This is a genomic window from Gluconobacter sp. NFX36 (assembly GCF_049887835.1).
Taxonomy (GTDB): Bacteria; Pseudomonadota; Alphaproteobacteria; order Acetobacterales; family Acetobacteraceae; genus Gluconobacter; species Gluconobacter japonicus_A.
In genome coordinates, this window is sequence record NZ_JAGEKJ010000006.1 from 105,182 (window position 1) to 130,315 (window position 25,134).

The 25,134-nt window shown below is 57.4% G+C and carries 26 protein-coding genes and 1 pseudogene; 15 read left to right on the plus strand and 12 right to left on the minus strand.

Annotation, left to right across the window (positions count from 1 at the left end; translation table 11 throughout):
* Window positions 1-3: 3 nt before the first annotated feature.
* The 4 genes from J4P41_RS08015 (at window position 4) to J4P41_RS08030 (ending at window position 3,876) form a co-directional block, all read left to right on the plus strand.
* Window positions 4-906 carry a DMT family transporter gene (locus tag J4P41_RS08015; RefSeq protein ID WP_426066706.1) on the plus strand — a complete coding sequence of 301 codons (903 nt, stop codon included), beginning with the start codon at window positions 4-6 and terminating at the stop codon, window positions 904-906.
* A 72-nt stretch (window positions 907-978) separates the two neighbouring features.
* Window positions 979-1,530 carry a dCTP deaminase gene (gene dcd, locus J4P41_RS08020; protein ID WP_007281748.1) on the plus strand — a complete coding sequence of 184 codons (552 nt, stop codon included), beginning with the start codon at window positions 979-981 and terminating at the stop codon, window positions 1,528-1,530.
* A 13-nt stretch (window positions 1,531-1,543) separates the two neighbouring features.
* A complete protein-coding gene (murA, locus tag J4P41_RS08025; protein WP_426066707.1) occupies window positions 1,544-2,800 on the plus strand; it encodes a UDP-N-acetylglucosamine 1-carboxyvinyltransferase in 1,257 nt (418 codons plus the stop codon).
* Between the two features lie 239 nt (window positions 2,801-3,039).
* Window positions 3,040-3,876, plus strand: a complete 837-nt coding sequence (locus J4P41_RS08030) for an aldo/keto reductase (RefSeq protein WP_426066708.1) — start codon at window positions 3,040-3,042, stop codon at window positions 3,874-3,876.
* 42 nt (window positions 3,877-3,918) lie between these two features.
* On the opposite strand, the gene J4P41_RS08035 is transcribed toward J4P41_RS08030, so the two are convergent.
* From J4P41_RS08035 to J4P41_RS08045, 3 genes are all read right to left on the minus strand, one after another.
* Window positions 3,919-4,665 (minus strand): dienelactone hydrolase family protein, encoded by a 747-nt coding sequence (locus J4P41_RS08035; protein WP_426066709.1) that lies wholly within the window; start codon window positions 4,663-4,665, stop codon window positions 3,919-3,921.
* A 78-nt stretch (window positions 4,666-4,743) separates the two neighbouring features.
* A complete protein-coding gene (locus tag J4P41_RS08040; protein ID WP_426066710.1) occupies window positions 4,744-6,219 on the minus strand; it encodes a mannitol dehydrogenase family protein in 1,476 nt (491 codons plus the stop codon).
* A 127-nt stretch (window positions 6,220-6,346) separates the two neighbouring features.
* Window positions 6,347-6,952 (minus strand): glutathione S-transferase family protein, encoded by a 606-nt coding sequence (locus J4P41_RS08045; RefSeq protein ID WP_426066711.1) that lies wholly within the window; start codon window positions 6,950-6,952, stop codon window positions 6,347-6,349.
* A 44-nt stretch (window positions 6,953-6,996) separates the two neighbouring features.
* On the opposite strand from J4P41_RS08045, the gene J4P41_RS08050 reads away from it, so the two are divergent.
* Window positions 6,997-7,524: a GAF domain-containing protein gene (locus J4P41_RS08050; RefSeq protein ID WP_426066712.1), complete on the plus strand. Its 528-nt coding sequence runs from the start codon at window positions 6,997-6,999 to the stop codon at window positions 7,522-7,524.
* A 4-nt stretch (window positions 7,525-7,528) separates the two neighbouring features.
* On the opposite strand, the gene J4P41_RS08055 is transcribed toward J4P41_RS08050, so the two are convergent.
* The 4 genes from J4P41_RS08055 to dinB all read right to left on the minus strand — a co-directional run bounded on the left by J4P41_RS08055 (window position 7,529) and on the right by dinB (window position 11,160).
* Entirely contained in the window at window positions 7,529-8,083 is a 555-nt protein-coding gene (locus tag J4P41_RS08055) for a TIGR00730 family Rossman fold protein (RefSeq protein ID WP_010503436.1), read from the minus strand.
* Between the two features lie 35 nt (window positions 8,084-8,118).
* Window positions 8,119-9,315 (minus strand): MFS transporter, encoded by a 1,197-nt coding sequence (locus J4P41_RS08060; RefSeq protein WP_426066713.1) that lies wholly within the window; start codon window positions 9,313-9,315, stop codon window positions 8,119-8,121.
* Window positions 9,316-9,468: 153 nt separating this feature from the next.
* Entirely contained in the window at window positions 9,469-9,954 is a 486-nt protein-coding gene (locus J4P41_RS08065) for a DUF2501 domain-containing protein (RefSeq protein ID WP_023944053.1), read from the minus strand.
* A 66-nt stretch (window positions 9,955-10,020) separates the two neighbouring features.
* Window positions 10,021-11,160 carry a DNA polymerase IV gene (gene dinB / locus J4P41_RS08070; protein ID WP_426066714.1) on the minus strand — a complete coding sequence of 380 codons (1,140 nt, stop codon included), beginning with the start codon at window positions 11,158-11,160 and terminating at the stop codon, window positions 10,021-10,023.
* A gap of 50 nt (window positions 11,161-11,210) precedes the next feature.
* Between dinB and J4P41_RS08075 the strand changes: the two genes are divergently transcribed.
* Window positions 11,211-11,777 (plus strand): NUDIX domain-containing protein, encoded by a 567-nt coding sequence (locus J4P41_RS08075; RefSeq protein WP_426066715.1) that lies wholly within the window; start codon window positions 11,211-11,213, stop codon window positions 11,775-11,777.
* A gap of 9 nt (window positions 11,778-11,786) precedes the next feature.
* On the opposite strand, the gene J4P41_RS08080 is transcribed toward J4P41_RS08075, so the two are convergent.
* The 3 genes from J4P41_RS08080 to J4P41_RS08090 form a co-directional block, all read right to left on the minus strand.
* On the minus strand, window positions 11,787-12,080 hold the full coding sequence (locus J4P41_RS08080) for a putative quinol monooxygenase (protein ID WP_426066716.1): 294 nt from the start codon (window positions 12,078-12,080) through the stop codon (window positions 11,787-11,789).
* Between the two features lie 90 nt (window positions 12,081-12,170).
* Entirely contained in the window at window positions 12,171-12,548 is a 378-nt protein-coding gene (locus tag J4P41_RS08085) for a hypothetical protein (protein WP_023944045.1), read from the minus strand.
* A gap of 41 nt (window positions 12,549-12,589) precedes the next feature.
* Window positions 12,590-13,408 (minus strand): PadR family transcriptional regulator, encoded by an 819-nt coding sequence (locus tag J4P41_RS08090; protein ID WP_426066717.1) that lies wholly within the window; start codon window positions 13,406-13,408, stop codon window positions 12,590-12,592.
* Window positions 13,409-13,500: 92 nt separating this feature from the next.
* Between J4P41_RS08090 and J4P41_RS08095 the strand changes: the two genes are divergently transcribed.
* From J4P41_RS08095 to hrpB, 6 genes are all read left to right on the plus strand, one after another.
* Window positions 13,501-14,223, plus strand: coding sequence for a TVP38/TMEM64 family protein (locus J4P41_RS08095; RefSeq protein ID WP_426066718.1), 723 nt, complete (start codon window positions 13,501-13,503; stop codon window positions 14,221-14,223).
* Window positions 14,224-14,330: 107 nt separating this feature from the next.
* A complete protein-coding gene (locus J4P41_RS08100) occupies window positions 14,331-15,584 on the plus strand; it encodes a multidrug effflux MFS transporter (protein ID WP_010503454.1) in 1,254 nt (417 codons plus the stop codon).
* Between the two features lie 15 nt (window positions 15,585-15,599).
* Entirely contained in the window at window positions 15,600-15,950 is a 351-nt protein-coding gene (locus J4P41_RS08105; RefSeq protein WP_010503456.1) for a response regulator, read from the plus strand.
* 65 nt (window positions 15,951-16,015) lie between these two features.
* Window positions 16,016-16,555 (plus strand): adenine phosphoribosyltransferase, encoded by a 540-nt coding sequence (locus J4P41_RS08110; protein WP_426066719.1) that lies wholly within the window; start codon window positions 16,016-16,018, stop codon window positions 16,553-16,555.
* A 9-nt stretch (window positions 16,556-16,564) separates the two neighbouring features.
* Window positions 16,565-17,380, plus strand: a complete 816-nt coding sequence (locus tag J4P41_RS08115) for an NADPH-dependent oxidoreductase (RefSeq protein WP_426066720.1) — start codon at window positions 16,565-16,567, stop codon at window positions 17,378-17,380.
* Window positions 17,381-17,422: 42 nt separating this feature from the next.
* Window positions 17,423-19,909, plus strand: coding sequence for an ATP-dependent helicase HrpB (gene hrpB / locus J4P41_RS08120; protein ID WP_426066788.1), 2,487 nt, complete (start codon window positions 17,423-17,425; stop codon window positions 19,907-19,909).
* Here the strand turns inward: hrpB and J4P41_RS08125 are convergent.
* Together J4P41_RS08125 and J4P41_RS08130 are read right to left on the minus strand one after the other, a co-directional pair.
* Window positions 19,906-20,948: pseudogene (locus tag J4P41_RS08125) on the minus strand (nucleoside hydrolase). The gene hrpB and the pseudogene J4P41_RS08125 sit on opposite strands and share 4 nt — an antisense overlap.
* Window positions 20,949-21,011: 63 nt before the next feature.
* Window positions 21,012-21,419 carry a DoxX family protein gene (locus J4P41_RS08130; protein ID WP_426066721.1) on the minus strand — a complete coding sequence of 136 codons (408 nt, stop codon included), beginning with the start codon at window positions 21,417-21,419 and terminating at the stop codon, window positions 21,012-21,014.
* Window positions 21,420-21,641: 222 nt separating this feature from the next.
* Here J4P41_RS08130 and J4P41_RS08135 point away from each other — a divergent pair, with 222 nt between their 5' ends.
* The 3 genes from J4P41_RS08135 (at window position 21,642) to J4P41_RS08145 (ending at window position 25,076) form a co-directional block, all read left to right on the plus strand.
* Complete coding sequence (locus J4P41_RS08135; protein ID WP_426066722.1) at window positions 21,642-22,889, plus strand: S1C family serine protease; 1,248 nt, start codon at window positions 21,642-21,644, stop codon at window positions 22,887-22,889.
* Between the two features lie 90 nt (window positions 22,890-22,979).
* Window positions 22,980-23,660, plus strand: a complete 681-nt coding sequence (locus tag J4P41_RS08140; protein WP_010503464.1) for a response regulator transcription factor — start codon at window positions 22,980-22,982, stop codon at window positions 23,658-23,660.
* Window positions 23,661-23,663: 3 nt separating this feature from the next.
* Window positions 23,664-25,076: an ATP-binding protein gene (locus J4P41_RS08145; protein WP_426066723.1), complete on the plus strand. Its 1,413-nt coding sequence runs from the start codon at window positions 23,664-23,666 to the stop codon at window positions 25,074-25,076.
* Window positions 25,077-25,134: the final 58 nt, after the last annotated feature.

The following is a 25,134-nucleotide window of genomic DNA, read 5'->3' on the forward strand; positions in this document are numbered from 1 at the left end:
AGAGTGACACGCCGTTTGCCGACCCCAACCCCGCAGGAACTGGCTCTGACGGGTGTCACAGCCCTTTGGGGTGGAACGTTCCTTGTGCTTCATCTGGCGATGCAGCATAGCGGACCGCTGTTTTTTGTGGGGGTGCGCTTCCTGATGGCTGCTGCGATGGTGGCGTGTCTGGCAGGAAGGAAGATGGCTGGCCTGACCCGAAAGGAGGTCCGTTCGGGGCTTGTCATCGGGATCGCACTTTCAATCGGTTATGTGCTCCAAAGTGCTGGTCTTCAACATCTCAGCAGTAGCCGCTCAGCCTTTATTACGGCGTTGTATGTACCTTTGGTGCCACTCTTTCAGTGGGCGCTTCTGCGTAAACCGCCCCACATCATGAGCTGGCTGGGCATCATTCTGGCTTTCGGAGGGCTTGTCGCCTTGGCTGGCCCTACGGCTCTGAGTCTGAATTTTACACATGGTGATCTCCTGACCGTGCTGGCTGCCTGTGCCATCGCCCTGGAGATTGTCCTGATCAGTCTGTTTGCCCAAGGCGTGGACAGTCGGCGAATCACGGTTTGCCAGCTTGTGGGGGGAGGGCTGTTTGCTCTGCTGCTCATGCCGGTCATGGGAGAGCATATTCCCGCTTTCTCGTGGATCTGGGTTGCGTGCGCCGCAGTTCTGGGGAGTCTGAGTGCTCTGGTGCAGCTTGTCATGAACTGGGCGCAGAAATCTGTTCCGGCTTCAAAAGCAGCAATCATCTATGCTGGTGAGCCTGTCTGGGGCGGTCTTGTTGGCTGGATTGCAGGGGATCATCTGCCCGGTACTACACTTCTGGGGGCGGCTCTTATCGTGTGTGGTGTTCTCGCCAGTGAAATGAGGCCGCGCTGGCTTGTCAGAAAGCAACAGCATCTCACGGAAAATGGCTGAACCGACACATTGCGTGATCGGGCTGCTATCGCTAGAGCAGATCGGTCCCCACGCGTAGGAGTTAATGCGTCCATGCCGATCATGCCCGATACCTGGATCCGCCAGATGGCCAAAGAGCACGGCATGATCGAACCGTTTGTGGAAAACCAGAAACGTGAAGGCGTCATTTCCTACGGTCTGTCTTCCTATGGCTATGATGCTCGTGTTGCTGAAGACTTTAAAATCTTCACGGACGTGGACAGCGCCATCGTGGATCCGAAAAACTTCGCAGCGAACAGTTTCGTAACGCGGACGGGAGACATCACGATTCCCCCGAACAGTTTCGCGCTGGCGCATACGGTGGAATACTTCCGTATCCCGCGGGACACGCTGGTCGTCTGCCTCGGCAAGTCCACCTATGCCCGCTGCGGCATCATCGTGAACGTCACGCCGCTGGAGCCGGAGTGGGAGGGGCAGGTCACCATCGAGATCAGCAACACCACGCCGCTGCCAGCCCGCATCTACGCCAATGAAGGCATCTGTCAGTTTCTGTTCTTCCAGGGCGCAAGTCCCTGTGAAGTCAGCTACGCGGATCGTGCCGGTAAATACATGCGCCAGTCCGGCGTAACGACGCCTCGCCTGTAAGGAGCGCATAGTCATGGATCGTTTCATCATTCGCGGCGGTCGTCGCCTTGTCGGCGAAATCGAGATCGGCGGTGCAAAGAACTCCGGCCTGAAACTCATGGTTGCTGGGCTGCTGACGGCCGAGCGTCTCGTGCTGTCCAACGTGCCCCAGATTGCCGACATCAAGACGATGCGCGACCTGCTGACGCGTTTGGGTATTGCTGTTGACGACGCTGGGCCACGTATGCTCTCCATCGGCGGCGAAATCGTGTCTGTCGAAGCGCCTTATGACGTTGTCTCCAAGATGCGGGCCTCCATTCTCGTGCTTGGCCCGCTACTGGCCCGTGCGCGTGAAGCCAAGGTGTCCCTGCCGGGCGGTTGCGCCATCGGAACGCGCCCTGTGGACATGCATCTCAAGGGGCTTGAGACGCTGGGTGCCGAGATTCGTCTGGAGAACGGCTATATCAATGCCAGTGCTCCGAACGGTCTCAAAGGCGACCGGATTGTTCTGCCGTTTGCCAGTGTGGGTGCGACAGAAAACCTGCTCATGGCCTCCACGCTGGCCAAGGGCCGCACCGAGATCGTGAATGCTGCGCGGGAACCGGAAATTACCGATCTGGTGAACTGCCTGAACGCGATGGGTGCAAAGATCACGGGCTCCGGTTCGGGTACGCTGATCATTGAAGGTGTTGAAGCGCTTCACGGTGCGAACTATGCCGTCATGCCAGACCGTATCGAGTGCGGCACCTATGCCTGTGCGGCAGGCATCACGGGAGGCGATCTGCTGCTCGTTGGTGGCCGTGCCGATGATCTTGGTGCTGTTATCCGCACGCTGGAAGAAACCGGCGTGGACGTGACGGAAGAGGAGCGCGGCCTGCGGGTACGTCGCACGGGCCGTCTTCAGGGCGTAGATATCATGACCGAGCCGTATCCTGGCTTCCCGACGGATATGCAGGCCCAGTTCATGGCCATGCTGTCTGTGGCTGAAGGCGCGTCCATGATTACGGAAACGATTTTTGAAAACCGCTTCATGCACGTTCCTGAACTGAACCGTATGGGTGCGCGGATCAATCCGCATGGCCGTTCAGCTATTATCCGTGGTGTGGAAAAGCTGTCAGGTGCGCCGGTCATGGCAACCGATCTGCGGGCGTCTTTCTCTCTGATCCTCGCAGGTCTGGCGGCAGAAGGGGAAACCCAACTCAGCCGTATCTATCATCTGGATCGCGGCTATGAAGGTGTGGATCGAAAACTTGCTGCCTGTGGCGCCGATATCGAGCGTGTTTCGGACTAACACTTTGTCTGCATGGTTTTGAAAGAAGGCCGTTCCTGATTGGGAGCGGCCTTTTTTGTGTTCGATGTGGTTTCGTAGCGCAGCAAACACCTTTCATGATGAAACGCTTTCCGCTGGTCGTGCGTAGTATCTCGTAACCAGATCGTTATTCATCCCACATTCGACGACGGCCAAAGGTAAAGGCACCCCTGGTGGAAAGTGTCCCGGCTCGGAATGTGGCGTCTCAAAAGGAATGAAACGTGACAATCCCGACGCTTACCCTGAAGGACGGCACGACGTTTCCGGCCATCACGTTTGGAACATACAAGCTGAATGGTGCAGCCGGTGTTGAGGCGATGAAAAGTGCCCTGAGCGTTGGCTATGATGCGCTTGACAGTGCGTTCAACTATGAAAACGAAGGGGCTGTCGGTCGTGCTGCACGGGATAGTGGGCGGGATCGCAAGGATCTGCGGATCGCCTCAAAGCTACCCGGCCGACACCATGCGTATGACGAGGTCCTGGCGACCATCGAAGAGTCCCTGTATCGCGCGCAACTCGACTATTACGACCTGTATTATATTCACTGGCCGAACCCGAATCAGGGCAAATATGTGGAAGCGTGGAAAGCCCTGATTGAGGCCAGAAAGCGTGGTCAGATCCGCTCCATTGCCGTGTGCAACTTCCTGCCAGAGCATCTGGAACGGCTTGAAGTCGAAACGGGCGTGCTGCCTTCCATCAACCAGATCGAACTTCATCCGTATTTCCCGCAGGATGAAATGCGGAAATGGAACCAGGATCATGGGATCCTGACGCAGGCCTGGAGCCCTTTGGGACGAGCCAGTGATCTGCTGACCAATCCACTTTTGGAAAAGATTGCGAAGAGGGTCGGAAAGGGTGTTGGTCAGGTCATCCTGCGCTGGCATCACCAGCTTGGATCGGTGCCGATTCCAAAATCTGCAACGCCTGAGCGGCAGATCGAGAACATGTCGATTTTTGACTTCACTTTAACGGACGAGGATATGGCAACGATTGCCACACTCGCCCGCCCGAACGGACGTCTGAAGAATCAGGACCCGGCAGTTTACGAAGAGTTCTAAGGAAAAGGGGGCGTCCGAAAGTGGACGCCCCCTTTTTCCGTTTTATCCGCGTGTCAGAGCCCGCTGGAACAGGGCATTTGTCCAGTTCATGGCCTGCAAAAACAGGGCAGCGTCAAAGCGGGGAGCGCCGTCCCGCAGGAAGGCATGCTGTCCGTTGACTTCATGCCATTCAAGGTGTGCCTCAGCCTCTTCCAGCCGGTCTCGGATCATGCGTCGGCCTGCATAAGGAACATGAGGGTCAGACTGCCCCCAGACCATCATCAGTTCACCCTTGATGTCCGCGGCGCGAGCCAGAGAATCATCGGACTTTCCGGCGCCAAGCGTCGCAGAGTGCAGGTCTGTTGCGTAGAAGCAGGCCGTAGCGCGTACGTCAGGATGCAGCGCTGCACGATACGCCAGATGGCCCCCAAGACAGACTCCGAAAGCCCCGATGGACCCGGTGCACAGGGGATTGTTCTGTAACCATGCAATGATTGCTGCTGTGTCGCTATCGAAAGCAGAAACCGGCTTGGTATATTTCAGGTCATTGCCTCGGTCTGTCCCTTCCTTGTCATAGGCAAGGGCCGTCCCAGCGGGTTCATACTCATGATAAACTTCAGGAATGGCAACGATATAGCCCTGACCCGCTATCATTGCGCCCAGCCGTTCAATGGGTGCGGTGACCTGATAAATTTCCGAATACAGGATGACAGCCGGGAAGCGCCCGTCCTGAACGGGGCGGAACACATGAACCCGCATGGAACCAGTTGGCGTCTGAAGATCGACTGTTTCGTCAGTTTTGATAATCATGCGGCAATCCTGGCTCGGAAAATAACTTGGAAAATCATGACCTGCGGCCCCGTGGTCAGACAGCAGGTCATGGTCTGTTCAGCGTGGAGAAATAACGTCTACCAGCGTCTCTGCGGTTCGACGATCCTGAAGGCTGATGCGCATTTCAACAAAAAGGCGCACGAACTCTGGATTGTCAGTCAGACCCCAGCTAGCGAAGACGCTCATATCAAGTGCCTTGGCAGGGTCCGAAGAGCCCGCCAGCGCACGGTCTTCCTTGCTGAGACGCGGCTCCGTAACCGAGAATTCTGTTCCCTTGTCATCAAAGCCACCAAGGTAAGTGCAGTAGCAGGCCAGCAGGAAGGCAATGCGGCGCATATCGCCATTGTCCTGCACAACTGTTTCTGCTGTCGGGCGCACAAAGACCGGCAGTTTTGATGTGCTGTCCGAGGCAATTCGCAGAAGCTGGTCGCTAACAGCCTTGTTGCGGAAACGTTGGAGCAGCAGAGCGCCATATTCCGGTAGGCTCATTCCCGGAGGTGCGTTGAGTTGTGGTTCAGAATCAAAACCGAGGAACTGCTGTAACAGGCGGAAGAGATTTTCGTCTTCCATGGCTTCGCTGACGAAGCGATACCCCATCAACACAGCCGGGAGGGCCAGCATGGAATGGGAGGCGTTGAGCATTCGGAGCTTAACCTGCTCGTAAGGCTCGACGTTGTCCGTGAAAAGGACGCCAACATTTTCCCATGCCGGCCGGCCCTCGGGGAACTTGTCTTCCACAACCCACTGGATGAAGTCTTCGCAGAAGAGAGGGGCACGGTCTTCAATACCGCTTTCCCGATTAAGGCGCTCAATGTCTGCCGGGCCGACAGCCGGTGTGATGCGGTCCACCATGCAGGACGGGAACGCGACATTCCGGGAAATCCAGTCTGCCAGTTCGTCGTCTTTCAGCCGGGCAAAGGACAGAACGGCGCGGCGGGCGATTTCACCGTTGGACGGAACATTGTCACAGGACAGGATCGTGAACGCATTCACACCCGCTTCGCGGCGGAGGCGTAGAGCCTCTGTCAGAAGACCGAAGACACTTTCCGGCACATCGCGCTTGAGATCAGCGGCAATGGCGGGATGATCGGTCATGAAGTGACCGGCCTCATCCATGTAGTAACCGCCTTCCGTGATCGTCATGGTGACGATGCGGATGGCGGGATCGGTCAGGCGCTTCAGTGCTGCGGCACGATCTGCGGGGGCGTGAATATATTCCACAAGCGACTTCACGACCCGCACCACATCCGGTCGGCCTGCCGGACATTCACGGAGCGTATAAAGTCCGCTTTGAGCTTGTAGAGCTTCGGCTTTCTGGACCTCGGAGGGCACATCCATCAGGCCAATGCCGACGATGCCCCAGTTTTCCTGACCGGGAAGAGCCAATGCGCGATCTGTATAGACGGCCTGATGCGCGCGATGGAAATTACCGACACTGAGGTGCGCAATCCCCGCAGTCACCTTCTGGCGATCATAAGGAGAGGTAAGAATGGTCTCTGGAAGATGAGCCAGAGTTTCCGAAGTCAGTTTCATGATGGTTCTTCCGAACGAAAGGCCCATCCCTTTTAAGAAGATGAAGTGATGAGGAAACTCTTTTTATTGAATATGAATTTTTTCTAATAATTCTCTCCATGTCGAGAGAGCAATCTGAAAACCAATACTACTCAAATGGTGCCTCTGATACATGCGGCATCGAAACGAATCCCGGAAGCGCTTCCACACCGTCAAGCCATTTGCGGATATTTGGATAAGGCTGGAGAGAAATCCCTCCCTCGGGTGCGCGGGCCGTGTAAGCATAACAGGCCAGATCGGCGAGTGTTGGTTGATTCCCTGCCAGATAAGAATGCCTGGTGAGTTCTCCTTCCATGAAAGGAAGGAGCTTCTCAGCCTTGGTCTGAGCCGGACCAATCTCTTCAGGGCGTTTCCAGATCGTTGCTGCTCTTGCCATTGCCGGGCCGTAGCGCAGTTCGCCAGCGGCGATCGAGAACCATTTCTGGACATGAGCTGCGCCCAGCGGGTCTTCCGGAAGCCAGTGACTGCCAGGCGCATAGGTCTTCGCCAGATAGACAAGAATAGCGTTGCTATCCGTAAGGATGATCTCTCCATCTTCAAAAACAGGAATTTGTCCAAGCGGATTGAGGCGGATAACTTCCGGAGACTGCATGCTGGCTTCAACGAACGTGTAGTCCAGTTTCAGGATCGACAGAAAGAGTCTGACACGATGCACATGACCGGAGAGCGAAATTCCATAGAGGCGTCTGGTCATGGTCTTCTCCTGAATTCTGATGCGCTTTTCCGAGTGTGACCATCATGACTGATCAGCGCAACGGCTCTATGGTCCAATCCCCTTTTTCAGGAGAGATTAGTGTGAGTGCGCCCATCCATCGTCTGACCACGGAAGATCTTCTGCCAACAGTGGAATCTGTCGTATCTTCGGAACCGGACATGATTGCCAACATGGCCAATATCGCGGCTTTGTTGTTCGAAGCGCTGCCGGACATCAACTGGTCCGGCTTCTATCTGTGGAAGGAAGACCAGCTTGTGCTCGGTCCTTTTCAGGGACGGCTGGCTTGCACGCGTATCCCGTTGGGAAAAGGCGTCTGCGGGACGGTTGCCGCACAGAAGACCACGCTTGTCGTTCCAGACGTTCATGCGTTTCCCGGCCATATCGCCTGCGATGCGGCTTCAGAGTCCGAAATCGTCATTCCGGTTTTGAAGGATGGTGCACTTATTGGGGTTCTGGATATCGATAGTCCGATCAAGAACCGCTTTCAGGACGCAGACCGTATGTTGCTGGAAAAGATTGTCAGCGCCCTCGAAAAGACGCTGACAGTCTGATCTTTCAAGCGGGGACGTTTTCGCGCAGATGGCTCATCAGTTCGGAAACGTCTTCCACAACGGTGAAAAGGGAAAGCGTGTTCGCGGAGGCAAAACCCTGTTCGACAGCATCAGTCAGGGTGCGGACGAGAGACTTGGCCCAGCCACCGATATTGACGATGTAGATCGGGTCCTGATGCAGGCCGAGCTGCTTCCAGGTCAGGATTTCCATCAGTTCATCGAACGTGCCGAATCCGCCTGGAATGATGGCATACGCGTCAGACAACTCGAACATGCGGGCTTTGCGGCTGTGCATGTTTGGGGTCACTTCAAGCGCTGTGACGCCCTTATGCATAACTTCCCGGTCATGCAGGAAGCCGGGAATAACACCGATGACTTCGCCGCCCGCAGTCAGCGCAGCATCCGCAACCGTGCCCATCAGACCGACATGACCGCCGCCGTAAATCAGCTTGATCCCATTCTGAGCCAACGCTTTCCCGAGTTCGGATGCACCTTCGGCATAAACAGGGGAGTTGCCAAAGCGGGAGCCGCAGAAAACAGCGCAGGAACGGATGGTCATGAAAGGCAGATCCTGTAGACAAGCAGGCAGAACGCTCAGACGGCAGGCTTCCGCCCGAGCGAACGGCTGATAAGTACACCGACCAGACAGCACACCGCAGTCGTGCCGAACATGGTCTTGTAGCCAGCAAACTCGATGACCTGCCCGAGCACAAGACCTGAACACGCAATCGCCAGATCAATGAAGATCGAATAGGCCCCCAGAGCGGCACCCCGATTCTGCGGCCCAGCACTGTTGACGGCCAGAACACCTAGCGCCGGAAAGAGCAGCGAGAAGCCGGCACCTGTCAGTGCTGCGCCGATGAGAGCGGCACCCTGAGACGGGAAAATGGCCAGACAGGCCAGCCCCGCCGCCTCAATCAATAGTGAGACAATCGCGACAAACACACCACCGCGCCGGGCAATCTGCAAGGCAAAGAAGAATCGGATGACGACAAAGACGATGCCGAAGACGGACAGGGCCGTTGCTGCCCCCTCCCAGTGAAGGACTGCATAATAAAGCGCGAGGAAGGAGGAAATGGCCCCGAATCCGATAGATCCCGCTGCGAGAGCCATACCATGTGGCAGAACCAGTCGAAGTGCGTGACTGAAGGGAAGAGGCTTGTCATTCGTGGCAACTGGCTTCACGCCTTTATAAAAGCCAATCAATGCCAGACCGATGAGCGGCAGAATGGCAGACAAAATGCCAACCGAGACAATCCCGCCATAAGGGGTCGGTAACAGCGACAGCTTGGCGCCAATCGGTGCGCCAAGGGCAATGCCACCGTAGGAACAAATCCCGTTCCAGGAGATGGCAATGGCTGTATTTTCAGCCCCGACCCGGCGGATATTCCAGACAATCACGCCAGTCGCGGCCCAGCTTTCGGCCCAGCCGAGAAACAGGCGGCTGAGAAGGAGGATACCGAGAGACAGGGCTGGAATCTCCCTTGCCCATCCCGCTCCAAACATGAGCAAACCGGAAACGAAACAGGTGATCAGACCGCCAAGAACAACCGGTTTGGGGCCTATATTATCCACCAGCCGTCCGGCCGAGGGTCGGGCAGCGAATGTCGCCAGATATTGCAGGGAAAACGCCATACCCGCGATTGCTGTACTGTAGCCAAGGGTATGATGGACGAAGATCGTCAGAACGGCATTGGGAAGCCCGATGACGATGTAGACCAGAAGGTTGAAGAGGACGACGGTAAGAACTCGCTTCGTCGGTGAACTCACCGGCGTTTCTTCCGCAGTCATGTCTTCAATCTCCTATTCTATTAAGTAACCAAATGGTTACTTCACTTCAGACATAAGACAGTCTGGACCATTCGTCACGGTGAATGGACCCCTCAGGTCCAAAAAACAACATTATGTGATCCTGCGAGCCTCTGTGCCCGCAGGATGCGCGCCTTAAAGCATGCTTTGCAGACGGCTGGAAACCGCAGAACAGACTTTCTGACGAAGGGGTTCGGCAAGAGACGACAGAGAGTACTGCTGCGAGGTATTGGTCTGGTTGCTGATTGCCTGAAGGATACCCTGTTGGCCTGCGCTATAGGCAGAACTGTTCGTTACGCCCGGCTGCTGGCTGACCGTGGATAAAAGGCCCGAGGCAGCACCGCCAGATGTCAGGTTGTTCGTGACGCAGTAATTCAGAACACCGGCAAGATTGCTGGACGAGGTTGAAGACAGGTTAGGCAGACCCAGCGCACCTGTGAGGCCGTCTGTCAGTCGCGACGCGGTGGTCTGGGCCGCCGCCGTAGCAGCGGCAGTTGCGGCGGCCTGCGTTTCCGGGTTTTGAGCTGCCGAAGTGCCAGAGGCACATCCCCCTAAAGACAAAGCCGCAACGGTGGCCAGAGCGCCAGCGGAGAGGAGAGCAGGCAAACGGAACGGAACCATGAATTTTCAACTCCTGTCAGAACAGCCAGCAGGCGCATTTTGCCCCTGACCTCGGCGTAACAACGTTCAAAACAAGGAAAGTGAGCGAAAAGTCTCAGGATTTTTAGGAGGTTCCTCTGAGGGATGGTCAAATAGAAGCTGCATTTGTGGAGCAGGTGTGCTCTCCGTGGCCGCCGAGCCAGAAAGGCTGGAAAGAGTGAGCCCCAATAGCCGGACGCCTGTTTGAAGAGGGAAAAGCGGTGCGAACAGGGATTGCCCGGTTTCGCTCAGACATCTTTCGGACGTTATGGGAGCAGGAAGGGTTCGTGCACGGGTAATCTGCCGAAAATTGGCGTATTTGACCTTCAGGGTTACGGTCCGACCCGTGAGTTGTTTTCGCTGAACCTGAAGCCAGAGTTTTGTAGCGATCAGACTCAGAGCGGCCTCGGCTTCGTCTTTCTTTTGCAGATCACTCAGATAGGTCTGTTCTGTTCCAAGCGATTTGCGCTCGCGGTTTACGACGACGGGTCGCTCATCAATGCCCCGGGAAATACCATGATAGAATGGTGCAGATTTGCCGAAGTGTCGCATCAGGGTCGGAAGATCTAATTTCCGAAGGTCGGCGCCGGTTTCAATCCCCAATGCTCGCATTTTTTGCGCTGTGGCCGGCCCGATTCCATGAAATTGATCGACCGTCAGCCCCGCTACAAAATCTGGCCCCATGCCAGGAGTAATGACAAAGAGCCCATCAGGTTTTCGGTAGTCGGAGGCCAGTTTGGCCAGAAAACGATTATAGGACACGCCCGCCGAAGCCGTCAGACCGGTTTCCTTGCGGATGTCTGCCCGGATTCTTTCGGCCACCAGCGTCGCTGAACCATAGGCACCAAGATAATCTGTCAAATCCAGATAGGCTTCATCCAGGGACAGCGGCTGGATCAGGGGTGTATAGCGCGCGAAGATGTCATGAATCTGTGCGGAGACGGCGCGGTATACATCAAAACGTCCGGGCACGAAGACAAGGTCGGGGCAGAGTCGCTTGGCTTTCAGCGACGGCATGGCTGAGCGCACGCCAAAAGGGCGCGCCTCGTAGCTGGCAGCCGCGACAACACCGCGTGCCTCTCCGCGGCCGACCGCAAGGGGGCGACCTCGTAAGGACGGGTTATCTCGCTGTTCGACAGACGCGTAAAAAGCGTCCATGTCGATATGCACGATCCGGCGGGACTCCATCCTTGTAGTGTCGCCGATCAACAGGAACGAAACAAGATCGGATCAGCCTCATGAGCATTGAAGACGCCCGTACCGCCGCCGGATTCCAGACCGTTTCGACCCGTCTTGCCTACAGCAATCCATGGACGGCTGTGCGTGAAGACATCATCATTCACCCCAACGGCAAAAAAGGCTTGTACGGCATTGTTGAGCGGGGAGAGTTCGTCGTGATTTTGCCCATGCATGCCGATGGCCGCGTGACGCTGATCCAGCAGTTCCGCTATCCGGTTGGGGAGCGTTTGCTCGAACTGCCGATGGGCATGTGGGAGACGAAAGAGAACGTCGACCCCGTGGAACTGGCTCTGGGCGAACTCCGGGAAGAAACCGGCCTGCGCGCTGGCGAGATGATCCACGCAGGAACGATGTATCAGGGCGCAGGCTATTCTAACCAGAAGGGGCACGTTTTTTTGGCGCGCAATCTTACCCGTGGGGAGACCGAGCTTGAAGAGACCGAGCAGGACATCACGACGCAGGATATGACACTGGCGGAGTTCGAAGCCCTGATCGCCCGTGGCGAACTGAAATGCATGGTGTCTCTGGCGGCCTTCGCGCTGATCCGCGCGAATGGCCTGATCTGAAAACTGCTTTCAGATCACGGTCTCAAGGAACACGACCGTCGAGCCGCCGCCTTCAACCAGCGTCTTGATGGCCTGATTGAAGACGCGGCCGTGCTCGGTCCCCATATGGGCCTTGAAAGCGTCTTCGTCGCGGTAGGTTTCCTCGACGTGAAAGAAGTCCGGATCGTCTGTCAGTGTGTGAACGACAAATCGCTCGCATCCCGGTTCTGCCCGGACGTCCGCGGCCAGACCGACGAGAAGGTCACGGACTTTCTCACGGCAGCCGGGAAGGGCTTTCATCGTGGCGTACAGGGATTTGGGCATGAGTCTGGATCCGTTTCCAAAAGAATGAAGCGCCAGTGGGCGCGCGTCATCAATGAGCCGACTGTGCACATCCTTCAAGAGCGGAAAAGTTCAACCTTTTTCGACCAGTTCCTGACACCGCATAAATGAGAGTTTTTCGCGGAAAATGAACAGGACATAATAATCCAGTTCACGGCTGCGGGTTTTCGTGGTGCGTGTGTAGAACGGATATACATCCAACGGACCCTGCAAGCCTGAAGGCGGTGGGTCTGTTTTGAGAATGCAGTCCACCCGGAAAAGCGGCATGTAAACCGCATCCTCGCCGGGGTTGCGGCGGACGTGCCAGAGATTGCGCCGGAATTTCTTCAGCCGGTCCGGTAACCCAAACACCATGGATTTTTCAATGAAGCCGGATGGAAAGACATCCGGCCGGTAGTATTGCATGTCGTCCGGCATGTTGCAGAAGTAAGGGTGGTCCTGAACAATCATGACCAACCCTTTAAGACATGTCGCCTGGCAGACGAAGGGCTTCAGTCTTCTGAAGGCTTTTCTTCGTTGGCTTTGCCGCTGATTTCGTCTGCAGCCCGACGCAGGACCCCTACGATGCGACGAAGTTCGTCCGCATTCGCTCCACGGCGGGACTTCAGAGCCATTTTCAGCGCCAGACGCGCTTCATGGAAATCCTGACCCAGACTCGGATCAAGGTCATTCACACCACTGAATGCATCCCGCACTTCCGACATTCGCGCACCGATCCGCGCCAGAATTTCGAGAATGCGAGTCGCCTGTTCCCGATTGGCTTCGTAATGCGCGCGGCCTTCATCCGTGAGACTGTAGAGCTTGCGATTGCCCTCCTGCGTAACGGCTGTCAGTCCAGCTTCCTCAAGATAGGTGAGGGAGGGGTAAATGACGCCGGGGCTTGGCTTGTAAAAGCCGCCTGAGTGCTCTTCGAGGCGCCGGATCAGCTCGTAACCATGGGCAGGCTGGTCGTGCAGGAGGGCTTCAATGACAATCTGAAGCTCTTCCGCTGTCAGCTTGCGACCGCGACCAAAAGCGTCGTCACCAAAGCCGCCGCCAAAACGGCCAGCACCGCCACGGGGGCCGCGGCCGCCGAAAAAGCCACGTCCGCCCCGACTTTCACCACCCCGGCCGCCGAAGCGTCGGCCTTCGTGTCCCCAGCGGAAGCGTTCTTCACCGGACTCCGGGTGATCGCGCATTTTTTCTTCGTCATGTCCTGTTGTTTCGCCACGGACTTTTCCGTCCCTGCGATGCTTGTGTCCACCGAAGCCAAAACCCCGGGAGAACCTGGAGAAACCGCGCTCTGCGCGATGGGTATCATGTGTAAACATTCTGTTTTCCTTCATTCGATATGTCGTACGATATAGTATCTTAAGATATATCTACAAGAGATTCGTTTTCAAATTCCTGCATCGCCATAGCCGTGAGCTGTTTCCGCTGGTATCCGGCTGAGATGGGTAGCCCGATCTCTTCCCCTCCCGATCCAGAACTGCGCCGGACGTTCCGCGAGCTTGTGCCCTGGCGCGCTGCCCTGACCATCGGAGCCATGCTGGTATTCGTGGCCCTGTTGCAGCGTCTGCCGGTCATTCATCATCTGCTGGAGAGCGCGCCCCACTGGCACGAGACGCCGTATGCGTCGTTCTGGTTCCTGCTGCTGGCCGTACCCTATTCCGCTTGTGGTCTGCCGAGGCAGGCTCTTTGCATTGCGGCAGGTCTGGCGTTTGGGGTTTGGGGCGGTCTGGGGCTTTGCTCTCTGGCCTATATGCTGGGGGCTATCGCGGCTTATGGCTGGGCGCGGGCTTTGGCTCCCATAAAATTCCGGCAGAGGTTGCATGACCGACTGCAAAAGAATTATGCAGCGCTGGCCAGAATTCTTCATCACAAACCGTTCCGCGCAGTCCTGACGTTGCGGCTCATGCCTGTTGGCTCTGCATTGCTGGTGTCTATGGCGGCGGGACTTTTTGAACTTCCAGTCACGGCCTTCGCATTTGCGACCCTTCTCGGGGGGCTGCCCCAGAACCTCGTGTTCGTTCTAATCGGGGCGGGAACCCGGATTGGTCATGTGGTCCAGCTTGGCCTTGCGGGCGGACTGTTTGTGGTTTCTGGCGTTCTGGGAGCCATGCTCCTGCGTCAGGCAGATGAATAAACGTTCAGAACCCAAAGAATTCTGAACGATCAACAGTTCATTCCGTTCGCGAGGAACGGACACTCTCTCCTTTCTTCTGACCATTGCTTTTTCACAGGCAGAAACGAATGACAGAACAGAGCATGGCGTTCCGGCGTGGAGACACCATCCCAGGATGGCTGCCGCTTATGCTGGGCATCTTTACGGCGGTCGGCCCGGTCTCGACGGATATTTACCTGCCAGCCCTTCCCGAGATGGAACGCCAGCTTCACGCCGCTCCAGGGTCGGGCAGTATCACGATGGCGGCCTGGGTCATCGGTCTGGCTATCGGTCAGATCAGTATTGGCCCGATTTCGGACCGCTTTGGTCGTCGGATGCCGCTTCTGATTGGCATGATCGGATATACGATCGGCGAGGTCGGCTGTGCACTGGCTCCGAACATGACGGTGATGTGCATCTGGCGCGTCTTCTCTGCGCTGATGGCGTCTGCCGGGCTGGTGGTACCCAATGCGTGCCTTCGGGATCTGACGGAAGGCGATACGGCATCAAAGCTGATGTCCCGCCTGATCGTGGTGCAGGGTGTTGTACCGATTCTGGCCCCGATGCTGGGGGGATTCGCGCTGAAGTTCGTGGACTGGCGATCCATTTTCTGGGCGACTGCGCTTTATGGTGCCGTCTGTACCGTCATGCTTCTGACCGTCTTCCCGGAGACGCTCGCCAAGCAGGACCGGCGCGACATGATGCCGCTCTCTATTATCGAGCGGTATATCTACATTCTGCGGACTCGCAGTTTCATTACGAACGGGCTTGTCTGGAGCTTTCTGGGTTTCGTGACCTTCACGTATCTGACCGGGGCGCCCGCCCTATTTGAAGAGCGCTTTGGTATGTCACCGTTTCATTACGGCATGCTGTTCGGTCTGTTTGCCGTCTGCATGATCGGCGCCTCTGCTATCAACGGTCTGGTCGTGGGGAAGGTCAGTACCTCTCACATGCTGTTCAGTGCCTTGGGGATCAGCTTGACAGGAAGTGTCCTGTTTCTGGCGTTGGCCGTGATTTCCGCGGTGGATCTGACATCTGGTGGTCAGCTTCGATCGTTCTTTCTATGGCCGCTCATCATTGCCCTGATCATCACAATGGCGCCAACAGGCATCATTGGACCCAATTCCATGGTTGGCATTCTGTCTGAACAGTCCGAACGTGCAGGTTCGGCTTCTGCGCTGGCAGGAACAATGCAGTACCTGTTCGGGGCAGTTGCCAGTGCGCTGTTTGGGCTGATGCCTGCGGGGACGGCTGTTCCGTTTGCAGGCTTTCTGGTCTTTGCCTTCTGTGCGGCAACGTTCTTTGCCCTGCTGAGGCCAAAGCTTCCCCCTTCGGCGTCTTGAGCGGAGTTGAAAGCGATGCAGGTCCTACTGGTTGAAGATGATGTTGCCGTTGCTCTGGTGGTGAAAACGGTTCTGCAGCGTGAAGGCTGGGACGTTCATCAGGTTGAGGACGCAGAAGCTGCCTTGGCGTGGGGCGGATCAGCCGATCTGTTGGTCACGGACTATAATCTGCCCGGCATTCTCAACGGGCTATTGCTGGCCCGAAAGCTGCGGGAGCAGAACGCCTTACTCGCAGTCGTTCTCATGTCGGGAGACTTCGAGGAAGGTCAGTTAATGGGCGAAAGCGTGGCTGTTCTGCCAAAGCCGTTTCGCAGAAACGCCCTTCTGGAAGCCATCGATCAGGCCAGGAATGCAATCCGGGCTTGAGTTGTAGGGGAAGAGTCCCCTACATGGCGCGCTGTTTGTCATGCCCAGAAGAAAGCAGTGCCGCCATGTCGTTCAAGGAACCCCAGCCGCTCAACCTCAAGGACTATATCCGTGAGGTTCCGGATTTCCCGAAGCCGGGGATTCTGTTCTACGACATCTCCACGCTGATCCGTTCCGCCGAAGCCTGGCAGGTTGCTACAGGCCGTCTGGCCCGCATCATTTCCGCATGGCAGCCGGATCTTCTGGCTGGAATCGAAAGCCGTGGCTTCCTGACGGCGGCTCCGTTGGCACAGCGCCTTGGCTGTGGTTTCACCATGCTGCGCAAGCCAGGCAAGCTGCCGGGCAAGACGATTTCCCTGAAATACGGCCTCGAATACGGCGAAGACGAACTGCATATTCAGGCAGACGCCATCAAGCCGGGTCAGCGCGTTGTTGTTCTCGATGACCTTCTGGCAACGGGTGGCACACTGGCGGCTTCCATCGACCTGCTGGGCAAAGTCGGTGCAGAAGTTGTTGGTGCTAGCGTGCTGATCGAGCTTGCAGGTCTCAAGGGACGTGACAAACTGGACGTTCCGCTGAACGCACTCATCACTTACGAAGACTGAGGAACACCCATGTCCGGCATTTCTTCCCTGTGGCAGACCCGCTATCGCACTGACGCCCCGAAAGACCTGCCGGACAATCCGGTTCTTGAAACCCTTCTGAAACACCATTCGGTTCGGGCCTATCTCCCGGATGCGCTGCCTCCCGGAACGCTGGAAGCCGGAATCGCGGCAGCGTCTTCGGCGGCTACCTCCAGCAACCTTCAGGTCTGGTCCGTCGTCGCGGTTGAAAACCCTGAGACACGCGCGAAGCTGGCCGAACTCTGCGGCAACCAGAAGCACATCGAAGTCGCGCCTCTGTTTCTGGCCTGGATCGTCGATCTGGCTCGCCTGGAACGGATTGCAGAGCGTATTGGAAAGGGCAGTGAAGCGCTGGATTATGAGGAAATCTTCCTCATGAGCACGCTGGATGTCGGCATCGCTGCCCAGAATGCCGTGACGGCCTTTGAGTCCATGGGCCTTGGCACTGTCTATATCGGCGGTTTGCGGAATCATCCGGAAGACGTCGCCAAACTGCTCAACCTTCCTCCCAAAACCGTTGCGGTTGTCGGCCTGTGTGTTGGTCGCCCCAATCCCGCCTATCAGAACGGATACAAGCCCCGTCTCGGTCAGGATGTGGTCGTTCATCGGGAACGGTATGATGCGACGCAGGAACCAGAAGGCATCGCCGCCTATGATCGCGTTGCTGACGCTTACCAGCAGGAGCAGGGTCTTCCATCCCGTGCATGGTCCGAGACTGTTGCAACTCGCGTGGACAGCTATCGCGGGCTGAGTGGACGGCACGTCATGAAGGACGTTCTGAACCGGATGGGCTTTGCGTTGAAATAACCGGTTTCTGCCTTTTCCTCTGTTTTTCACGGGAGTTCCGTCCTGAGCGCGTTTCTTTCTCCGGATCTCCCGGTCACGGCTATTCTTCCAGAGCTTCTGAGTGTACTTGAACAGCAGCCCAATGCTGTTCTGGTGGCTCCCCCGGGCGCCGGTAAGACGACTTTGACTCCATTGGCGCTGCTTTATGCGCCATGGCTTGCCGGGCAGAAAATCATACTTGTGGAACCGCGCCGTGTTGCCGTGCGCGGTGCTGCGTCTCGCATGGCCAGCACGCTCGGCGAACGTCCCGGCGAGCGTGTTGGCTTCCGAACCCGCACGGATTCTGCCGTTTCCAGCAGAACGCGCATCGAAGTCGTGACGGAAGGGCTGCTCGTTCGCCGCCTTCTGGCAGACCCGACTCTTGATGGCGTTGGTGCTGTCCTGTTCGATGAAGTTCATGAACGGTCGCTGGATCTGGATGCCGCGCTGGCTTTCTGTCTGGATCTTCAACGCGAACTGCGGCCTGATCTGCGTATTCTGGCGATGTCCGCAACGCCGGACGGTCGCGCTTTTACAACACTGATGAATGCGCCTCTCATCGAGAGTGAAGGGCGGCAGTACCCGATTGATGTCCGACACACCCGGGACCTCTCGCATCCCCGAGATCTGCCGGAGGCCTGCGCCCGAGCCATCCGACAGGCCTGGTCAGAAGAAGAGGGCGATATTCTCGCCTTCCTGCCGGGTGTTGGTGAAATTCGCCGCACGCAGGCGCTGCTTGGGGAGTCCGTGCCTGTTTTCCCGCTTCATGGTGAACAGACAACGGAAGATCAGGATCGCGCGATTGCACCGTCCGTCGTCCGTCGTGTCGTGCTGGCAACGTCCATTGCAGAAACATCCGTGACGGTTTCAGGCGTCAGGATTGTCGTGGATGGTGGCCTTCGACGGGCGCCCCGTCTGGACCCGAATACGGGTCTGTCCCGGCTGGAAACGCTGAAGATCTCCCGTGCGACAGCAACCCAGCGGGCCGGGCGCGCTGGGCGACAGTCTCCCGGTGTCGCAATTCGTCTCTGGTCTGAAGCCACGCAGCGTGCGCTTCGTCCACAGGATGCGCCTGAAATTCTTGTCGCAGACCTGACGGATTTTGCTCTTGTGACTGCCGCCTGGCAGGACGTCATGGGCACGTCTCCCGATGATCTGCCTCTACTGGATGCGCCGCCTGCCGGGGTTCTGAAAGGAGGCCGCGAATTGCTCCGTGACCTTGGCGCCATCGACGCAGCGGGGCACATCACACCGCTCGGGAAACGGATGGCGGGATTAGGAACTCATCCGCGTTTGGCCGCGATGCTCTGTGCGGCGAAGACCATTCCCGAACGCGTCACAGCGGCTTGTCTTGCGGCCCTTCTGGAAGAGCGCGATCCTCTTCGTCCAAGACCGAACACACCTGCAGGTGCTTCGGCTGGAGCAGACATCCGCACGCGTCTGGCTCTTTTTGAACGCGATGACCCCCGTGCCGATCGCGCCAGCCTGTTTCACATGCGTCAGTCCGCCAAGCGTTTCCTGCGGCGGATGGGCGGAAAGGATTTGCCCCTCAGCCCAATGCCCTCACATGCCGGACCACTTCTGGCGGCCGGTTTTCCAGACCGTGTGGCGCAGGCGGCTGGCGAACTGGGACGTTTTCGTCTTGCAGGCGGAGGAAGCGCGCGGGTCTCGGCCAATGATGGTCTGGCACGGGAAAAGCTGCTGGCTGCCGCGGCCTTTCATACCCGGACGTCTACAGAAATCACCCTGGCCGCGCCTCTGGATGCGGAAAATCTGCCCCAGACGCTACTGGACCGGACGACCGAACAGGTGGAGACCAGTCTGGATGGTGCTTCCGGACGCATCATTGCCCGGCGCCGTCTTCGTCTTGGCGCGCTGATCCTGCGGGACCGCAATACGGAAGTCACGCCAGAGGAAGCACAGGCGCTCCTGCTCCAGCAGATCCAGTCTGATCTGCCACGAGTTCTCGACTGGTCCGACGCGACCCGACAGTTTCAGGCGCGTGTCGCTCATGCCCGGATCACCTATGCGCCTCATCTGCCGGATCTGTCCGTGGAAGCTCTGGCTCAGAGCTTGGAATGGCTCGAACCTTATCTGGCGGGGTGTGACCGTTTAACGCAGGTCAAGGCGCTGGATCTTCTGTCCATTCTGCGGGCGCAACTGGATTACGCTGATCTGTCGGCGTTGGATCGCAAAGTACCGCCACGTTTGACGCTGAAAGCCAGCACGCACGAGATTGATTACACGGGTGCGATTCCAACAGTCTCCGCTCGTGCGCAGGCCTTTTATGGAACAGCCACAACGCCCGTGCTGGCCGACGGTCAGGTCGCGCTTCAATGTGCGCTTCTGTCGCCCGCTGGTCGTCCTCAGGCGATTACAGCCGATCTGGCAGGCTTCTGGAAAGGAAGCTGGCTGGATATGCGTAAGGACATGCGCGGCCGTTACCCTCGGCATGACTGGCCGGAAGACCCGACCACGGCTGAGCCACCGAAGCCCAGGCCAAAGCGTTAGCCCAGTCGCAGGATGGCGTTGCGGAAAAGGGCCCGGACGCCTTCCGCATTCACGTCCGTACAGACCTGCACAGAAGGGCGATGATCCCAGTCGCCCGGCGGATAGACGCGTCCATCAGCTTTCAGAATGGATTCTCCCAAAGCGACGCTTTCCGTTGCGACCCGGACAGCTCCTTTCTGTGTTTTGAATAGTTCGGGGGCGATGACGTAGGCAGCGGCGGAGGCGTCATTGACGTAAATACCGTTCAGGCCGAGCCCATGATGGAAAGTCATGTAAACGCGGGTAATGTCCCACAGGAACTGCCCGGCTTTGCTGCCATGTTGGCGCAGATCGGCGAAATACGCATCCGTCATGATGGTTTGCGTCGTGACATCAGCCCCACGATCGTCAGGGGCCAACCTGCCGCACAGATCTCGTCTGCAGCGCGTGGATCACCATGGAAATTGGCTTCCGCGGCCGGTGTGACGTTTCCGCGCGCTCCATGATACCCGAACGCTCCACCCATCAGCACGACCTCCCGAACCAGCCCGGCAATCTCCGGTGCTTTTCGTAAGGCGAGGGCCAGATTGGTCATATGTCCCGTTGCAACCAGCGTGATCTCGTGAGGGTTGGCTCGCACAAGGTCGATAATCAGGTCATGGGCGGGACGGGAATCGAGCTTTTTCCGGACTGCGGGAAGAGGGATGTCACCCAGCGCGTTCCGTCCATGAATGGTGACAGGCGGTGAGGACGTTACGCCATTCAGAGATGCTCCCTGACCTTTTGCGACAGGAACGGTTATGCCAAACCTGTCTGCCAGATACAGCGCATTGCGTGTCGTGGTTTCAATCAGGCCATTGCCGGCCGCTGTGGTGATCCCGACGATTGAAATACCAGGCGTGCCATGGAGTAGTAGAAGCGCCACGGCATCGTCGACACCCGGATCGGTATCCAAAATGATCTTGCGGCCGGGCGCCTGTGCATGAACCTGTATCGGTAAGGCCGCAAGGGATGCCAATCCCGCGGAGTGGGCGAGCAGAGAGCGGCGGGACAGCTGCATATTGGATCCTTACGGATTGGCGTGTCCGTTACTATCCGGGAATGACCTGTTTGCCGCAAGCGCTCAGCGCAGTCGAAGGACGAAGCGCCCAGCTCCGGCAGAGGCAAGGATCAGAAGGCCACCGGCAATGCTGATGTTCTTGTAGAAATGGATCATCATGTCGTAGCGGAGCATTCCGGACATGGTCCAGAAATGATGGCCGATCAGCCCTGTAATAATCGTATACAGGGCGAGAATGATGGCCACGGGCTCAATCAGAAAACCGGTCACCAACGCCAGTCCGGCACCCAGTTCAACGATGATGGCCAGAGCGGCAGAAAGGGTCGGCACGGGTGCACCTGTCTGCACCATATAGCCTACTGCGGCCTGAAAGTCGGTCAGCTTTCCCCATCCCATGACAAGGAACAGGATGGCCATCAAAAGGCGCCCAGCAAGGAGGAGGGCATCACGGGGAAGAAGGGAAGCGAACATTGGATTATCTTTCAGGGAGGAGAAGAACTGCCTGAAAGATAGGTGAGTTTAAAAAGTAGAAAAATAGAAATCATAGAATTGTTTGATTTCCAAAAATGTCATTATGTAGCATATGAGCGCAAAGCCTGGACGCTCAAAAACGCCCGTGTAGCGCTTCTTTTAGGAGCTTCGGCTATTTTGTGTTAGCAGCTGAAATATGACGATGTTCGTGACCTGTTTCCTATGAATCGCTCTCTTCAGGCCGCAGTAATCGGGGCAGGGACAGCGACTGTCGTGACAGTAGGGCTCATGCTCGCATGGCGCGCGCATGACAGCAGCTCATGGACTTCTTCACCCTCACCACAGGTCTCTTCTGCAACGGTTCAGCCGCCCGTGGCCAAATCGCTGCCACCCGTTGTTTCTGGCAGTCCTTTGGCCGGTGAAAGCACGGATGCACACGGTATCCCGACGCAGCCTCCGGTCCCCGCAGCAGCGCCAGCTCTTCCGCCACTTCTGGTCAAATACGGCCCCCTGAGTTTTGCGCCGCTCGTCCGACAGGTCATCCCGGCTGTCGTCAATATTGCCATTACCCAGAACAGTCCTGACGGCCATGACCACGTTCCCCCGCAAATCAAGGGAACACCGCTGGAAAAGCGTTATCATGATCGCATGAAGCGCCAGCAGGATGAGATGGTTGGTGCGGGTTCTGGCTTTATTGTGGATGCGACAGGCATCATCGTCACGAACCGCCACGTTGTTGGCGGCGCTGACAAGGTGGTCGTGTCCCTCTCCAATGGCCACGAAATGCCAGCCCGGCTTCTGGGGGCTGACCCGCTGACGGATATTGCTGTCATCAAGGTCGATAGCCCTGAGCCTCTTCCGCACGTCACGTGGGGTGACAGCCGACAGACGGATATCGGAGACTGGATTCTCGTAGCGGGTAATCCGTTCGGTTTCGGATCTTCCGTTACGGCGGGTATCGTTTCAGCCGTCGGGCGTGATCTCGGGATTGGTTCCCTGGATGATTTCATCCAGCTCGATGCGCCGATCAATCCGGGTAATTCCGGTGGTCCAGCTTTCAATATGCGTGGACAGGTTGTGGCCGTGAATGCGGCGATCGTGACGCCTGCGGGTGGCTCGGTCGGGATTGGTTTCGGCATTCCGTCCGAAATCGTGGCGCCCATTGTTGCGGAAATCGAAGCCACGGGTCATGCCGAACATGGCTGGCTTGGGATCACGCTGGATGACAGTGACACTGATGTCGGCATCGCGGGTGTCGATAACGGTGGTCCGGCCCAGAAAAGTGGCCTGCGCCGTGGCGATATCGTCCGTCAGGTGGATGGAACGCCCGTGATCAGCGCCCGAATGCTGCTGCGCAGCATTGCTGCGGCCAAGCCGGGCATGGTGCTGAATTTTGGGGTCCGTCGTGGAGATAAGGATCTGACACTTCCTGTTCATATCGGTCCGCGCCCGAAGAATGCGGATAACTGAACAACGCTTCACTTTGACCCACGCAAACAAGCCGGTATTCTGTAGGCTTGACGCTGCGTTCAGTCGTCCGGAAAGAAGAGAGTAACATCCATGCGTATCCTGCTTGTCGAGGACGATTCCACAGTCCGCGCCTTTGTTCTCAAAGGGTTGCGCGAGGCCGGGCATGTCGTTGATGAAGCGGATAACGGCAAGGATGGTCTGTTTCTGGCGGTTAGTGAGAATTATGACGTCGTGATCCTGGACCGTATGTTGCCGGGTGGTATTGACGGTCTGCGTATTCTGGAAACGCTGCGTGGCCAGCAGAACGCCACGCCTGTTCTGCTTCTCTCGGCTCTCGCGGATGTCGATGAACGTGTTGCTGGTCTGAAGGCTGGCGGCGACGATTATATGACGAAGCCGTTTGCGTTCTCCGAACTGCTGGCCCGTGTGGAAGCTCTTGGTCGGCGTGGGCGCCCGGAATCTGCTCCCCAGACGCGTCTGACGGTCGGGGATCTGGAAATGGATCTGCTGTCCCGGACGGTGAAGCGTGGCAATGAAAAGATTGATCTTCAGCCTCGCGAATTTCGTCTGCTGGAATTCCTGATCCGCCATGCCGGGCAGGTCGTGACCCGCACCATGCTGCTGGAGCGCGTGTGGGATTATCACTTTGATCCGCAGACCAACGTGATCGACGTGCATGTCTCCCGCCTTCGTCAGAAGGTGGACAAGCCGTTTGCGACACCCCTCATCCACACGATCCGGAACGCCGGCTATATCCTGCGCGCGGACTGATCCGTGAACATCTGGCGTGGGCTCAAGCGGCTGGGAAAGCGTCTTCGCTGGCCGATCCGGTCTGCCGGTCTGAACTTTGCGCTCGCTTACGGGCTGGTGTTTATCATCTCGGCCGGTGTGTTTCTGTCCTTCATCTGGTGGAACACGACCGGGCAGCTTGATCGTCAGGTTGAAGCCGCCGTTCAGGTGGACGCGCATGATCTGGCGCAGCGCTGGGTTCATGGTGGCCCTGCTGCTCTGGCCCTCGCCATTCAGGACCGGCTGGATCAGAACGTCGAGGATGACGAACTCTATCTTCTGGTCGGCCCGGACGGCCGGAAATATGCCGGCAATCTCCCCGGATGGCCGGTCGTCATCACACAGATGGACGAGTTTTATGAACTCTCCATCCGGCGGGACGGATTTCGAACACAGGCCAAAATGCATGCTTACCCGCTTTCAGAAGGGTTCCGCCTGATTGTTGGCCGGGACGTCCGGGGGCGTCAGGTTGTCCGGCATGTTCTGACGGATACGCTCATCTGGGCGTGGGTCATGGTGTCTCTGCTGGCGGCTGGTGGAACATTGGCCATCCGTCGGATTTTCCGACAGGTGGTCCATTCGATTGCCCGCACAACCTCCGCCGTGGCGCAGGGTGATCTGAGCCGTCGCATTCCCTTGACGGGGAATGAAACCGATCTTGTGGCGCAGACGGTCAACACCATGCTGGAGCGTATCAATCGTCTTATGGACGGTGTGCGACAGGTGTCGAATGCCATTGCGCATGATCTGCGCACCCCCATTGCCCGTGCCCGTGCCCGGCTGGAAGATGCGAGCCTGACCGCGACGTCTAAAGACGAACTCCGTGCAGCGATTGACCGCGCTGTGCTGGATCTGGATCGCGTAACTTCCATTTTCGAGGCATTGCTCCGCATTGCCCAGCTTGAGGCGGGCGCGCGGCGCGCTGCCTTCACGGTGTTGGACATCGGCCCTCTCCTCGAAGGCCTGACCGAGCTTTATGAGGCCTCCATGGAGGAGGCTGGTCTGACGCTGGACCTGAAGCTGGGCCAGATTGCTCCCGTAAACGGCGATCCGCATCTTTTACAGCAGGCGGTCGCCAACTTGCTGGATAATGCGATCAAGTTTGCTCCGGCCAACTCAACCATCACCCTGTCCGCTGCCATGCAGAATGGCAGCGTTGCGATTTCGGTGGCCGATCAGGGACCAGGAATGGGGGAGCAGGATATGATGCGGGCCTCGGAGCGCTTTTTTCGGGCTGAAGCTGCTCGTAATACACCGGGGGCAGGCTTGGGCCTGTCTTTGGTTCAGGCTGTTGTGCACCTGCACGGCGGCACTATGGAACTGGCGAATGGCCATCCGGGGTTACGGGTGATGCTGAGTCTGCCTGTTGCTCAGAAAAAAAGTACATTGCCAGCATGACGGAAGTTTCATTCCTCCCTCACACGTGGCTTAGGTGAAAAGGCTTAAAGAAGGCGAG